Genomic DNA, 13,311 nt, shown 5'->3' with positions numbered 1-13,311 from the left:
CGGCACCCCGAGAAAGAAGCAGACATGGAAGTGGACTTCGGGCCCGCGGTGAGCGACTTCCGCGACGAGCTGCGGGACTGGCTGGCGGACCATCTGGTGGGGGAGTTCGCCGAACACCGGGGTGTGGGCGGCCCCACCGACGGCGCGGCCTGGGAGGTCCGCCTCGCCTGGGACCGCGAACTGTCCGCCGGGAACTGGCTGGGCGTCGGCTGGCCCCGGGAGTACGGCGGACGCGGACTCGGACTGCTCGAGGAGATCGTCTTCGAGTACGAGTACGCCCGGGCGAGCGCCCCCTACCGGGCCACCGTCAACGCCCTCGACCTGCTCGGCCCGATGCTCCTCAAGGTGGGCGGGGAGTCGCAGAAGAAGCGCTTCCTGCCGCCGATCCTCGCCGTCGAGGAACTGTGGGGTCAGGGCTTCAGCGAACCCGGAGCCGGTTCCGACCTGGCGTCGGTCCGCACCCGGGCCGAACGCGACGGCGACACCTGGGTGGTCAACGGGCAGAAGGTGTGGACGTCCTTCGGTGTCCACGCCGACTGGCTCTACGTCCTCACCCGCACCGACCCCCGTTCCGTGCGGCACAAGGGCCTGACCATGCTGCTCCTGCCCACCGACCAGCCGGGCGTGGAGATCCGCCCCATCCGCAACCTCGCCGGTCAGGACGAGTTCGCCGAGGTCTTCCTCTCCGACGCGCGCACCGGCGCCGACATGGTCGTCGGTGAGGTCGGGCAGGGCTGGCGCACGGCCATGGCCACGCTCGGCATCGAACGCGGCACCACGCTCCTGCCCCAGCAGCTCACCTTCGAGCGGGAGGCCGAGGCGCTGATCGACCTGGCCCGGGACCGGGGCGCGCTCGACGACCCCATGCTGCGCCGACGAATCGTGGACGCCTGGATCTCCGTACGCATCATGCGCACCACCAACCTGCGCACCCTCGCCGAACTGACCGCGGGCCGCACCCCGGGGGCGCAGGCCACCACGGCCAAGCTGTACGCCTCCACCCGTCACCAGCAACTCGGTCACCTGGCCCTGGAGTTGGCCGGCCCCGCCGGACAGATCGTCGGCGAGGACTACGGCCTGGACACCCGCCAGCGCTCCTTTCTGCTCTCCCTGGCGGAGACGATCTACGGCGGGTCCAGCGAGATCCAGCGCAACATCATCGGGGAACAGCTCCTCGGCCTGCCGAAGGAGCCCCGGCCATGACGTCGATCGAGGACCGCCTCGACCGCGTCGAGTCGCAGCTGGCCATCCAGCAACTGCCCGTCCGCTACGCGCTCGCCGTGGACGCCCGCGACCTCGAAGCCTGGGTCGGCTGCTTCCGACCCGATGTGGACATGGGCCGCCACGGCAGCGGACGGCAGGCACTGTCGGCGTACATCGAACCCCTGCTCCGTGGTTTCCGCCGCTCGGTGCACCAGATCTGCGGCCACCGGATCGAGTTCACCGGCCGCGACACCGCGACCGGCTCCGTCTACTGCCGGGCCGAGCACGAGGTGGGGGAGCGGTGGATCGTCATGGCCATCCGTTATCTCGACGCGTACGCGCGCGTCGACGGCGAGTGGTACTTCTCCCGGCGGCGTGAGCAGCACTGGTACGCGGCCGATGTCACCGAGCGACCCCAGGCGGTCGGATTCAACGGCTGGCAGGAGGGGTCCGGCGAACCGGCGCTGCCGGAGGCGTTCGCCTCCTGGGCGGCGTTCTGGAAGGAGGCATGATGGCACGGTTGTCCGGCAAGGCAGCGCTGGTCACCGGCGGAGGGCAGGGCGTGGGGCGTGGTATCGCGCTGGCGCTGGCGGCCGAGGGCGCGGCCGTCGCGATCACCGGCCGGACCGAGAGCAAGCTGAAGGAGACGGCCGGGGAGATCGCCGGGCGGGGCGGGCGGGCGCTCACGGTCGTCGGGGACGTGGGGGAGCGGCGCGACGTGGACCGAATGGTGGCCGAGACGGTCCGGGAGTTCGGCGGGCTCGACGTGCTCGTCAACAACGCGCAGAGCTCTGTGCGGCGTCGGCTGGAGGAGACGTCGGACGACGACGTCGAACTCACCTACCGCAGTGGCCCGTTGGCCACCTTCCACGCCATGCGGGCCGCGCTGCCGCACCTGAGGGCCAGCCGGGGGAGTGTGGTGAACCTCGGCTCCTCGGCCGCGGTGCAGGGTGAGGTGACCTTCGCGGCGTACGCGATGGCCAAGGAGGCCGTCCGGGGGCTGACGCGGGTGGCCGCGCGGGAGTGGGGCGCGTACGGGATCCGGGTGAACGTCGTCTGCCCTGCCGCGCTGAGCCCGGCGGCTGAGGCGTACTTCGCCGATCACCCCGACAAGGCCGAACAGGTGCTGGCCGGTATCCCGTTGGGTCGCATGGGCGACCCGGAGGCGGACATCGGCCGGGCGGTGGCGGCGCTGGTCAGCGACGACATGGCCTATCTGACGGGGGCGACACTGATGCTGGAGGGTGGGCGGACCTTGATCGGCTGAGGCGGTTTTTTTTCGCCCCCGCCGCCCCTACCCGTCCCATACCTGGGGGCTGCCGCCCCCAGACCCCCGCTTCGGCCCTGAAAGGGCCTCGTCCTCAAACGCCGGACGGGCTGAAGACAGCCCCTCCGGCGTTTGAGGAGCGGGGTCTGGGGCGGAGCCCCAGGGATGGGACGGGTAGGGGCGGCGGGGGCGAAAAACGTGACACCCGCACCCCCACCCACCTCACACAACCCCCCACCCCCGCAGCTGCGAGAACCGTTCCTCCGTCACCCCGGCGAGCCGGCCCAGCACTTCCGCCGTGTGCTCCCCGAGCCCCGGCGGCGGCCCATACCCCTCCACCGGCGTAGCCGCGAACCGTATCGGATTGGCCAGCATCGGCATCCGACCCGACACCGGGTCCTCCACCTCGACCAGCATCCCCCGGTGCCGAACCTGCGGATCGGCGAAGACCTCGGGCATCTCGTTGAACGGCCCCGCCGGCACGTCGTGTTCGTCGAGAACCGTCAACCACTCGTCCCGGGTCCGGGTGCGCAGGATCGCCTCCAGCACCGGCAGGATCTCCTCGCGATGGGTGATGCGGGCGGAGGTCGAAGCGAACCGCTCGTCCTGGAGCAGATCGGCGCGGCCGGCCGCGGCACAGAACGCGGCGAACTGCTTGTCGTTGCCCGCGACCAGGAACAGCGGCTTGTCCGCGCACATGAAGGCCTGGGAGGGGATCCCGCCGTACCCGCCGTTGCCGCGCCGCCGCGGCACCTGACCGGAGATCAGATAGTTCATCGCGAAGTGCGACAGCGAGGCCAGACCGCAGTCCAGCAGGGAGAGGTCGATGAACTGGCCCTCGCCGCTGATGTCCCGGTGCCGCAACGCCGCCAGCACGGCCGTGGAGGCGTACAGCCCGGTGAGGATGTCGACCATGCTGACGCCGACCTTCATCGGCTCCTCGGGGTGCCCGGAGACGCTCATCATCCCGGACATGGCCTGGAAGATGCCGTCGTAGCCGGGACGCTCCGCGTACGGCCCGGTCTGGCCGAAGCCCGTCACGGAGAGGTAGACCAGCCGCGGGTTCAGCTCCCGCAGGCTCTCCTGGTCGAGGCCGTACTTCGCCAGCGTCCCCGCGCGGAAGTTCTCGACCAGGACGTCCGAGCGTGCGGCGAGGGCGCGGATCAGCTCCTGCCCCTCGGCGGTGGCGTGGTTGACGGTGATGGACAGCTTGTTGCGGTTGCAGGAGAGATAGAAGGCGGCGGTGTCGGTCCCGGCGGCGAACGGGGGGCCGTACGTCCGTGAGTCGTCCCCCGTACCCGGCCGTTCGACCTTGATCACCTCGGCGCCGAGGTCGGCCAGCATCTGGGTGGCCAGAGGTGCTGCGAGGACGCGGGACAGGTCCAGGACGCGGATCCCAGCCAGGGCGGTCGACGGCATCGAGGCTCCCTCTGTTCACAGTCAGCGAATCAGTTATATAAATAATACATCTAGGCGAGCAGTTGCATCCGGCATGATTGCTTCAACTATCCAATTCATGTAACTATATGGATCGGCCGCCAGGCCGAGACCGGAGGGCGTGCTGATGACCGTCGCGGCGAGGACCCTCACCGACCAGGAACAGCTGGAACGCCGGGCGTGGTTCCGGGCCCGCTGGGAGCGCGGGGTCGCCTTCAACCGCCGCTGCCGCATCCGCGTGACCCGCTGGGACCCGGACCGAGTCGAGATCGTGCTTCCCTACGCCGAGTCCCTCTCCGCCCACGAGGACGTCTTCCACGGCGGGGTGATCGCGGCGCTCATCGACACCGCCGGCGCCGGGGCCGTGATCGCCGGGCACGACTTCACCAAGGGGAGCCTGCTCAGCACGGTGTCGATGTCGGTGCAGTACCTCGCGCCCGCCCGGGGCCGGGAGGCCGTCGCCCACGCCCGCTGCGTGCGGCGGGGCCGCCGGGTGCACTTCGCCGACGTCGATGTCATCACCGACGGACGCGTCTGCGCGCGCGGTCAGGTGGTGGTGACCATCTCCGGGGAACGGCCGGGCGTCGGCGACCCCATCGAACCGCTGACCGAGGAGTGACACGATGAGCGCGGAACCCGCCCAGGACGACCTGGTGCTGTACGAGGTCGACGAGGACGGCGTCGCCACCGTCACCCTCAATCGGCCCGAGCGCAAGAACGCGTGGAGCATCCCCATGGAGCGCCGCTTCTTCGCGCTCCTCGACGACGCCGCGCACGATCCGGCCGTCCGGGTCGTGGTCGTCACCGGGACAGGGAAGGCCTTCTGCCCCGGGATGGACGTCCAGCGCCTGGAGCAGAACTCCCAGCCGGGGCAGTCCCTCAACCTCCGGGCCCGCGTCCCCATGTACAGCCGGCGCGACCTGCCGAAGCCGATGATCGCCGCCGTCAACGGCGCCTGCGCCGGCATCGGCCTGGTCCAGGCCCTCATCTGCGACGTCCGGTTCGCCGCCCGCGGGGCCCGCTTCACCACCGCGTTCACCCGGCGCGGCCTGGCCGGCGAGTACAACCTGCCGTACGTGCTGCCGCGCGTCGTCGGCCTGGAGAACGCGCTCGACCTGCTGCTGTCCGGCCGTGTCGTCGACGCCGACGAGGCGAAGGACCTCGGCCTGGTCAGCCGCGTCGTGGAACCCGAGGACCTGCTCGACGCCGCCCGCGCCTACGCCCGCGACATCGCCCGCAACTGCTCCCCGCGCGCCATGGCCGTCGTACGTCATCAGGTGTACGGCGACCTGGACCGCACCTTCACCGAAGCCCTAACCCGGTCCTACTCCGCGATGGAGTTCTTCGCGGGCTCGCCGGACTTCCGCGAGGGCGTGGCGAGCTTCGTGGAGAAGCGGGAGCCGAAGTTCGAGGGGCTGCCGCCGGACTTCGACCCGGACGAGGCCACCCGCGACGCGTTCCTGCCGTACTGACCCGCCGAATGACCCGCCGCACCGACCGAGTCGACCGCACCGACGGTATCGACATCACCGACCGTACCGACCGAGGAGCACGACGATGACAGGGCAGCCGTTCCCCGTCGAGGCCGGGCACATCATGATGTTCGCCCGCGCCGTCGGCGACGAGAACCCGGCCTACCAGGGCGAGACCGCGCTGGCACCACCCACCTTCACCATGGCGAGCGCCCACTACGACCCGGAGTACCACCTGCGTCCGAAGGCGGACGAGGAGTGGTTCGGCTCCGGCCGAGGCCCGGGGGTGATGGCGGCGGGCGGCGGCGGGCTGCACGCCGAGCAGCACTTCGAGTACCACCGCCCGGTGCGCGCCGGGGAGACGCTCCACGCGCACATGGTTCCCGGCCGCAGCTGGGAGAAGCAGGGCCGCACCGGCCGCCTACTGTTCAGTGAGCGCGTCACCGAGTACCGGGACGCCGACGGCGAACCGGTCGTCAGCGCCGTCACCGTGGCCGTCGTCCCCGAGGGCCCCGCGACCCCGAAGGACACGCGATGAGCACGAGCAGGCGCGACATGAAGGTCGGCGAGACCCGCGAAAGCGTCCTCGTCGACGACCTGAAGCGCACCCGGATCGTGCAGTACGCGGGCGCCTCCGGCGACTTCAACCCCCTGCACACCGACGAGAGGTTCGCCGTCGAGGCCGCCGGATATCCCGGGGTCTTCGCCCACGGCATGCTGACGATGGGCATGACCGGCAGGGTCCTCACCGACTGGGTCGGCCCCGAAGCGCTGCTGCGCTACGGCGTGCGCTTCAAGGCCCAGGTCTGGCCCGGCGACACCTTGACGGCCACGGTCACCGTCGAGTCGATCGAGGACACCCCGACCGGACCGGTCGCCCAGTTCTCCGTACGCACCCTCAACCAGGACGGCGTCGAGGTGGTCACCGGTACCGCGGCGGCCCGGCTGGAGCCCTGAACCGGTGGGCACCGCGCAGGATCCCGGTACGGCAGACACCTGGACCGCCATGGTGAACCGCGCCTACGACCATGCCCGTCCCGCCGTCCGCTTCGGTGATCTGACCTGGAGCGGACGCGAACTGCTCGACCGGGCGGGCGCCATGGCCGACTGGCTGGACACGCTCGGCCTTGAGCCCGGCGTACCGGTCCCCGCGCTGGTCGCCACCTCCGCCGACGCGCTCGCCCTGGTGATCGGCGGCGCCGGGTCCGGTCACCCGCTCGCCCCGCTCGGCGTCCGCATGACGCCGTACGAGATCGCCGACGTGGTCGAAGGAATCCGGACCGAGGTTCTGGTGACACAGCCCGAGTTCGCCGAGCTCGGCAGGCAGGTCGCCGAGCTGTCCGGGCGGCGGGTCGAGGTCCTCCCCGAACTGCGCGACGCTACCCGCACGTTGACCGCCGAGCCCGACGACCTCGCCGCAGTCCTGCACACCTCCGGAACCACCGGCCGACCCAAACCCGTCCCCATGACCCAGCGACGGCTCGCCGCCCGCGCCCGCGTCAACGGCCGGCTGTGCGCACTCGACCCCGAGAGCTTCTACGGCGGCAGCGCGCCTTTCCACCACATCGCCGGTCTCGGCAACATCGCCGTCGCCCTCGCCGCCGGCGCACTCGTCACCGGACTGCCCCGCTTCACCGTCGAGGGCTGGGCCCGGTTGCGGGGCCTCGGCACCACGCACACCAGCATGGTCCCGGCGATGCTGGAGACCCTGCTCGCGGCCGGACAGGCACGCCACGAGACGCTGCGGGTCCTCCAGTACGGCGGGGCGCCCGTCCGCCCCGGCACCCTGCGACGGACGTATCAGGCGATGCCAGGCGTGCGCATGCTCAACATGTTCGGCCAGACCGAGGGCTCCCCGATCAGCGTCCTCACCCCCGAGGACCACCGGGAGGCGGTCGCCGGACGGGACGAACTGCTGCGTTCGGTGGGCCGGCCCGCCCCCGGCGTCGAGGTCAGGGTCGAGGACGCCGGGCCGGACGGCGTCGGCGAGATCCACGCCCGCGCCGACCACCTCTTCCGGCTCGACGCCGACGGCTGGCTGCACAGCGGCGACCTGGGCCGGGTGGCCGAGGACGGTTACCTCTACCTCCTCGGCCGACGCACCGACATGATCATCCGCGGTGGCGAGAACGTCCACCCGCTGGAGGTCGAGGCGGTCCTGGCCTCGTGCCCCGGAGTCACGGACGTGGCCGTCACCGGCGTCCTCGACGAGCGGCTCGGGCAGACCGTCGTCGCCTTCGTCGTCCCCGCCGATCCCGACGCCCCGCCGCCACCCGACGTCCTCAGGAGCCACGCCCGCGCCCGGCTGTCCGGGTTCAAGGTCCCCGTCCGCTGGTGGTTCGTGACCGACCTGCCGCGCAACGCCAACGGCAAGGTGGTACGCCGCCGGTTGCGGGAGCCGCACGAAGGAGGAACGTGTGAGAGCTGACCGCTCGGTCGTCGACCCGGAGAGCGTGGGTGTCGACCCGTACCGGCTGGACGTACTGCTGCGCAGGATCCGCATCGAGGTCGAGCACGGGCCGCTGCCGTCCGCGCAGGTCGCCGTCGCCCGCGACGGTCGGCTGGTCGCCTTCGAGACCTGGGGCGCCGCCACTGCGGACACCCGGTACGTCCTGCAGTCCGTCGGCCGGTCGATCGTGGCCGGCGTGGTGTGGAAACTGATCGGCGAGGGGCTGCTCGCCCTGGACGAGCGGATCGCCGCGATCATCCCGGAGTTCGCGCCGAACGGTAAGGACGAGGTGACGGTCGAGCAGGTGCTCACCCACACCGCCGGCTTCCCCTTCGCGCCCCTCGGATACCCGAAGATGCTGGACCGCGACCAGCGGCTGGCCGCCTTCGGCCGCTGGCGGCTCGATCATGCGCCCGGCAGCCGCTTCCAGTTCCATCTCACCTCGGCCGCCTGGCTGATCGCCGAGATCGTCGAACGGCGTACGGGCCTGGCCTTCGCCGACTACCTGCGGGAGCGGATCACCCACCCACTCGGCCTGTCGTCGATCGAACTGGGCGTCCCGGTCGACCGGCAGCCCGGCACCGTCGCCCCGATGACCGCCACCGACCGCACCAGCGACGACCAGGAGGCAGACCCCTGGGGCCCCTGGTACCTGTCCGACCCACGCGTCCTCGCGGCCGGTGAGCCCAGCCACGCGCTGGTCGCCACGGCCGCCGACGTCGCCCTGTACTTCCAGGCACTGGAACACTCGGGCCTGTGGAAGCCGGAGGCGGTGGCGGAGGGCACCCGGATCCGGCTGACCGAGCACCCGCACGGCGAGCAGATCTACGGAGGCGGCTCCAACCGCCGTACCAGCATGGGCCTGTTCGTCACGGTGGCCGGTCCCGACGCGGGCAGCAACCTGCCGTCCACCGGCTCACCCGCCCTCTTCGGAAGCGCCGGGGCCGCCTACCAACTCGGCTTCATGGATCCGGAGACGGGCCTGTCCTTCGCATGCCTGAGCAACGGCTACCCACTCGCCGGCTACGACCACTCCCGACGGGGCACGGCGCTGCTGACGAACCTGGCGAACCTGGCGGCCGATCTCACCGACTGAGGGGCGGACCCGTATCGGGCCCGCCCCTCTTCACGTCCCTTTCGCTCAGCGGCTGATCAGCTGCTGAGCGTTGTTGTACATGATGTCGTCCTGGACCGACTCGTCGAGTTCCGCGAGGAGCTTGCGGTAGTCGGCCGGGTTGGCGATGCCCTCCGCGTGCGGGAAGTCGGAGCCCATCACGATGGACTCGTGGTACCCGAGGCGCTTGACCAGGCTCGGGATGTCGTCTTCCGGGTAGGGCACCACACGCACGTGCTTGCGGAAGATCTGGCTGGGACGCTCGTCCAACTGGCCGCCGAGCCAGGGCCCGTTGCGGCCCATACCCCGGCTCTTGTCCATGTGGCGCACGAAGTGCGGCACCCACTCGGCGCCGAACTCGGACACCAGGACGTTGATGTCGGGGAAGCGGCCGAAGAGGTTGTCGAAGATCAACGCGGACAGCGTCTCCTCGATCGGGCGCTGACCGTAGGTGTTCATCCACTGCCACGCGGACATCCGGAAGTGGATGGGGTTCGGGTCGTGGCCCCAGGCCGGGGCGACGTTCGAGTTGTAGTAGAACTCGCTGATGTGGTAACAGACGCTGGCCTTGGCCTCGTTGACCAGTTTCCAGAACGGGTCGAAGTACGGGTCGCCGGGGGAGCGGCCGTACTGCGGGCCGGTCGGCAGCATGATGAACCGGGCGCCCTGCTCCAGGACGTACTCCAGCTCCTTCACCGCGCTGTCCAGATCACGCAGGGACAGCAGCGCGGGGGCGTAGATACGGCCCTGGTGGTTGAAGCCCCAGACCTCGTTCATGTACCGGTTGAAGGAGTGGTAGTTGGCGTAGAGAGGCTCGACGCCCTTCACGTACTCCTCCGCCACCAGCGCCCAGCCGCCCGGGTACATGATCGTCTGGTCCAGGCCCTGCTCGTCCATGATCCGCAGCCGGGCGTCGCGGTTCTGGTACGCCTCGTGCATCGGCTCGAACTGGTAGGTCTCCTCGGGGTTGCCCGAGGCCATCGCCTTGAGCATCTCCTTCAGCGAACCGGGCCGGTAGACCTGCCCGAACTCCGGCTCCAGGCATACGACGATCCGGTCGCCCGCGAGGATCACCTCCCGCCCGTCCGGGAGGGTCACCGGTGCGACGGCCGCGCCGAGGAACTCCTTCGGGAGGTAGCGGGTGAAGGAGTCCCGCTCCTCGTACATGTGCTGGTCGCAGTCGAAGATGCGCTTGCGCTGTTCGGCCATGGCCGTCGCCTCCGGACCCCGGGGTGTGATCAGTACGCTGATTCAGTACGCCTTCTATAATTATCTAACTGTTTATCGAGCGCAAGGGGTGAGGCGAGGAGGGGTGCCGAGGCGGGATGGTGCCGGGTGTCGCGGTCGGGTCGGTCGAGGTCAGTCGAGGAGTTCGAGCACCGTCTTGGGTCCGGCCGCGTTCACCACGTCGTCGGCGCTGGAGATGTGCCGCTGCCACAGCTTCTCGGCCTCGTCGGCCTTGCCGGACTCGATCAGGCCGACCATCCGCACATGTGCCCGGTGCCCCTTGAGGGCCTGTGCCTTCTGGGTCTCGGCGTCGGTGGCGGCCGCGGTGTACGAGGCGTTGGCCCGGTCGATGATGGTGCGCAGCATCCCGCACAGCAGGATCAGGGTCTGGTTGCCGGTGAGTTCGACCAGTAGGGCGTGGAAGGTGTCCTGCGCGTCGACCAGGGCGAGCGGGTCGTCCAGGACGGCCTTCTCGGCCGCGACCGCGTCGCGCAGTCGCTTGATGTCGCCGGCCGTGTGCTTGAGTGCGAGCTGGCGGGCGCAGGGCGGCTCGATGACGGCGGCCGCACGGTAGATGTCGCCCAGGGTGGCGCCCCGGTACTCGAGGATCAGGCCCGCGAAGCGAGCTGCCACGTCGGCGTCGGGGGCGCTCACCCGGGCGCCGCCGTGGGCGCCGCGGCGCACCGTGATCAGGGACTCCGACTCCAGCACCCGGAACGCCTCGCGCAGGGTCGGCCGCGAGATGCCGAACTGCTCCATCAGCCCCGACTCCGGCGGCAGCGCGTCGTCGGGCTTGAGCTCGCCCCGTACGATCTGGCGGCGCAGGTGCGCCGCGACCAGTTCGGCGGTCTTCGGGACCCGCACCTGGCGCCCGACGCGGCTGCGGGAAGGGGCGGGTACGGTCGCCGTTTCTGCTGCGCGGGCTGCCTCGGTCACGGGGTCTCCTCATATAGCAAAATGAATCGTCTTAGTGCATGAAGGGTACCAGGTCAAGTAATGAGTGATCTTCCTCTTGCCTCATTGGTCTGGTGTCCGGCTCGTCTTCTGGTATATAGATGATTCATCTATCTATAAAGACGATGGCTCCGTGGGAGTGACCCTCGATGACCGAGAACCCGACCCCGGTGATCCTCACCGAGCTCACCGACGACGGGGTCATGCTGCTCACCCTGAACCGGCCCGAGAGCCACAACGCCTGGACGCTGGAGATGGAGCTGCTCTACAACGAGCTGTTCGACCGGGCCGAGGCGGATCCACGGGTGCGGGCCGTGGTGCTCACCGGCGCCGGTCGCAGCTTCTGCCCGGGGATGGACATGAGCGTGCTGGACGCGGCGTCGTCCGGCGCCCGTCCGTGGCCCACCGACCAGCTGCCTCCGCGAACCCGCCCCATGTCCTTCCCCAAGCCCGTGGTGGCGGCGGTCAACGGTGCCTGCGCCGGCATCGGGTTCAACCAGGCGCTGATGTGCGACGTCCGGTTCGCCGTGCCGCACGCCAAGTTCGCCGCCGCGTTCAGCGCCCGCGGACTGGTGGCGGAGGACGGCGTGTCCTGGATCCTGCCCCGGCTGGTGGGCTACGGCAACGCCGCCGACCTGCTGCTCTCCTCGCGCCGGATCACCGGGACGGAGGCCCTGGCGATGGGGCTGGTCAACCGACTGGCCGAGCCGGAGGAACTCCTCCCGGCGGCGCTGGCGTACGCGACCGAACTGGCCCGCTCGGCCAGCCCGTACGCGATGTCCCTCATCAAGCGCCAGCTCGCCGACGACCAGGCGAAGACCTTCACCGAGAGCCGCGACCGAGCGGCCGCCCTGCTGGCCACGGCCAAGCGCGCCCCGGACTACCGCGAAGGAGTGCGCAGCTTCATCGAACGCCGGCATCCGGAGTTCGCGGCATTGGGGGAGAACGCGCCCGCCGCCGGCGACTCCGCGTCCGAGCTGGAGGAGACCCGGTCATGACACGCGCCGAACTCCCCCTGCACCGCCGTACGATCACCGTCACCGCCCATGAGGAGGGCGGCGAGGAGATCGTGGTCGAGGCGGAACTGTGTGACGAGCGTCCCTGGGAGGCATCGCCGGGCGGTGTCGTCCACCGGATGTCGCTCGCCGTGCGGGTCCGCCTCGCGGACATGGTGATCACAGGCGCCGACGCGCACATGCGGGAGTTCCCGCACGCGGAGTGCCCGTTGATCACCCCGGCCTTCGACGGTCTGGTCGGACTGAGCGTCGCCGCCGGGTACAACCGGGCGATCCAGGAACGCTTCCGCGGTGTCTCCGGCTGCACCCACCTGTATGAGCTGACCCGTGCCCTCGGACCCGCGACCGTCCAGGCGGCGATCTCGGCGGGGGCGCGCCACCGCGCCGCCAACGGCGAACCGGTCCACAACCCGCGCGCCACCGCCGGAGTGATGAACAGCTGCCACATCTGGGCCCCGGACGGCGTGGGCCTGCGCAAACTCGACAGGGGCTGGCGCCCGGGCACCGGTCCGCGCCCGGTCCCACCGCTGGAGACGTTCGAGCGGCACGGTGCTCAGGGGGTTTGGCCGAGCTGAGTGCGCAGGCTCTTCTCCAAGGCGGGGACGAGGTCGAAATTCGGATCGATCAGCCACTGCAGCTGCAGTCCGTCCCACAGCGCGACGAACGCGTACGCGGCCTCGGCGGGCTTGGTGTCCGCTGGGAGGCGCCCCTGGGCGATGTCGGACCGGATGCCGTTCTCGATGAGGGCCCGGACCCGGTCGTACCGTTCGACGAACCAGGCATGGGCAGGATGGGAGGTGGACGACGCCTCGGCCGACATGACCGCCAGCAGTCGCAGCGCCTCCGGTCGCGCGAGGTTGCGCTCGGCCAGGGCGACGACCGCCTCGATGAGCCCCCTGTGCAGCAAGTCCTCTTCGAAGACTGCCTGTTCGCGCTGGTCCGCGTTCTCAAGCACCGCGATCAGCAGCGTTTCCTTGCTGGGGAAGTGATGCCGCAGGCTGGTGAAGCTCAGATCGAGGTCGCGGGCGATCTCCCGCAGCGACCCGCCGTGGTAGCCGGTGACCGCGAAGGCCCGCTCGGCGGCGTCAACGATTTCGGCCTTGCGCCGTGCGGTGTTGGCGTACGGACCACGCCGCCCGGTCGTCGCTGCAACGTCACCCATGATCCGAGTA

15 protein-coding genes are annotated in these 13,311 nt (G+C 70.4%); 11 read left to right on the top strand and 4 right to left on the bottom strand.

Annotated features, from left to right (window positions below):
* Nucleotides 1-24 precede the first annotated feature (24 nt).
* From ABZ027_RS10895 to ABZ027_RS10885, 3 genes are read left to right on the top strand one after another with little or no spacing between them, the layout of a single operon-like run.
* Entirely contained in the window at nt 25-1,203 is a 1,179-nt protein-coding gene (locus tag ABZ027_RS10895) for an acyl-CoA dehydrogenase family protein (RefSeq protein ID WP_356766616.1), read from the top strand.
* Nucleotides 1,200-1,715 carry a nuclear transport factor 2 family protein gene (locus tag ABZ027_RS10890; RefSeq protein WP_356766614.1) on the top strand — a complete coding sequence of 172 codons (516 nt, stop codon included), beginning with the start codon at nt 1,200-1,202 and terminating at the stop codon, nt 1,713-1,715. Before ABZ027_RS10895 ends, ABZ027_RS10890 begins: the two co-directional genes overlap by 4 nt.
* Nucleotides 1,712-2,470, top strand: coding sequence for an SDR family oxidoreductase (locus ABZ027_RS10885; RefSeq protein WP_356766612.1), 759 nt, complete (start codon nt 1,712-1,714; stop codon nt 2,468-2,470). Before ABZ027_RS10890 ends, ABZ027_RS10885 begins: the two co-directional genes overlap by 4 nt.
* A gap of 222 nt (nt 2,471-2,692) precedes the next feature.
* Here the strand turns inward: ABZ027_RS10885 and ABZ027_RS10880 are convergent, their stop codons facing one another.
* On the bottom strand, nt 2,693-3,889 hold the full coding sequence (locus tag ABZ027_RS10880; protein ID WP_356766610.1) for a CoA transferase: 1,197 nt from the start codon (nt 3,887-3,889) through the stop codon (nt 2,693-2,695).
* A 145-nt stretch (nt 3,890-4,034) separates the two neighbouring features.
* Here ABZ027_RS10880 and ABZ027_RS10875 point away from each other — a divergent pair, with 145 nt between their 5' ends.
* The 6 genes from ABZ027_RS10875 to ABZ027_RS10850 all read left to right on the top strand — a co-directional run bounded on the left by ABZ027_RS10875 (nt 4,035) and on the right by ABZ027_RS10850 (nt 8,924).
* Complete coding sequence (locus tag ABZ027_RS10875; protein ID WP_356766608.1) at nt 4,035-4,526, top strand: PaaI family thioesterase; 492 nt, start codon at nt 4,035-4,037, stop codon at nt 4,524-4,526.
* A 4-nt stretch (nt 4,527-4,530) separates the two neighbouring features.
* Nucleotides 4,531-5,379 carry an enoyl-CoA hydratase-related protein gene (locus tag ABZ027_RS10870; protein ID WP_356766606.1) on the top strand — a complete coding sequence of 283 codons (849 nt, stop codon included), beginning with the start codon at nt 4,531-4,533 and terminating at the stop codon, nt 5,377-5,379.
* An 85-nt stretch (nt 5,380-5,464) separates the two neighbouring features.
* Nucleotides 5,465-5,917: a MaoC family dehydratase N-terminal domain-containing protein gene (locus tag ABZ027_RS10865; RefSeq protein ID WP_356766604.1), complete on the top strand. Its 453-nt coding sequence runs from the start codon at nt 5,465-5,467 to the stop codon at nt 5,915-5,917.
* Nucleotides 5,918-5,934: 17 nt separating this feature from the next.
* The gene (locus ABZ027_RS10860; RefSeq protein ID WP_356766884.1) at nt 5,935-6,336 is read left to right on the top strand and encodes a MaoC/PaaZ C-terminal domain-containing protein; all 402 of its coding nucleotides are present in this window, start codon (nt 5,935-5,937) and stop codon (nt 6,334-6,336) included.
* Nucleotides 6,337-6,340: 4 nt separating this feature from the next.
* Entirely contained in the window at nt 6,341-7,807 is a 1,467-nt protein-coding gene (locus tag ABZ027_RS10855; RefSeq protein WP_356766602.1) for a class I adenylate-forming enzyme family protein, read from the top strand.
* Nucleotides 7,797-8,924, top strand: coding sequence for a serine hydrolase domain-containing protein (locus ABZ027_RS10850; RefSeq protein ID WP_356766600.1), 1,128 nt, complete (start codon nt 7,797-7,799; stop codon nt 8,922-8,924). Before ABZ027_RS10855 ends, ABZ027_RS10850 begins: the two co-directional genes overlap by 11 nt.
* A 45-nt stretch (nt 8,925-8,969) precedes the next feature.
* Here the strand turns inward: ABZ027_RS10850 and ABZ027_RS10845 are convergent, their stop codons facing one another.
* Together ABZ027_RS10845 and ABZ027_RS10840 are read right to left on the bottom strand one after the other, a co-directional pair.
* On the bottom strand, nt 8,970-10,151 hold the full coding sequence (locus ABZ027_RS10845; RefSeq protein WP_356766598.1) for an amidohydrolase family protein: 1,182 nt from the start codon (nt 10,149-10,151) through the stop codon (nt 8,970-8,972).
* A 150-nt stretch (nt 10,152-10,301) separates the two neighbouring features.
* A complete protein-coding gene (locus tag ABZ027_RS10840; protein WP_356766596.1) occupies nt 10,302-11,105 on the bottom strand; it encodes an FCD domain-containing protein in 804 nt (267 codons plus the stop codon).
* 167 nt (nt 11,106-11,272) lie between these two features.
* Between ABZ027_RS10840 and ABZ027_RS10835 the strand changes: the two genes are divergently transcribed.
* Both ABZ027_RS10835 and ABZ027_RS10830 read left to right on the top strand, forming a co-directional pair.
* Nucleotides 11,273-12,121 (top strand): enoyl-CoA hydratase-related protein, encoded by an 849-nt coding sequence (locus ABZ027_RS10835; RefSeq protein WP_356766594.1) that lies wholly within the window; start codon nt 11,273-11,275, stop codon nt 12,119-12,121.
* Complete coding sequence (locus ABZ027_RS10830; protein WP_356766592.1) at nt 12,118-12,714, top strand: DUF2889 domain-containing protein; 597 nt, start codon at nt 12,118-12,120, stop codon at nt 12,712-12,714. Before ABZ027_RS10835 ends, ABZ027_RS10830 begins: the two co-directional genes overlap by 4 nt.
* On the opposite strand, the gene ABZ027_RS10825 is transcribed toward ABZ027_RS10830, so the two are convergent.
* On the bottom strand, nt 12,693-13,301 hold the full coding sequence (locus ABZ027_RS10825) for a TetR/AcrR family transcriptional regulator (RefSeq protein ID WP_356766590.1): 609 nt from the start codon (nt 13,299-13,301) through the stop codon (nt 12,693-12,695). The two genes, ABZ027_RS10830 and ABZ027_RS10825, sit on opposite strands and share 22 nt — an antisense overlap.
* Nucleotides 13,302-13,311 lie beyond the last annotated feature (10 nt).

This window comes from Streptomyces sp. NPDC006332 (assembly GCF_040612855.1).
Taxonomy (GTDB): Bacteria; Actinomycetota; Actinomycetes; order Streptomycetales; family Streptomycetaceae; genus Streptomyces.
The sequence above is the reverse complement of the archived record's forward strand: the minus strand, read 5'-3'. Positions and strand labels throughout refer to the sequence as shown.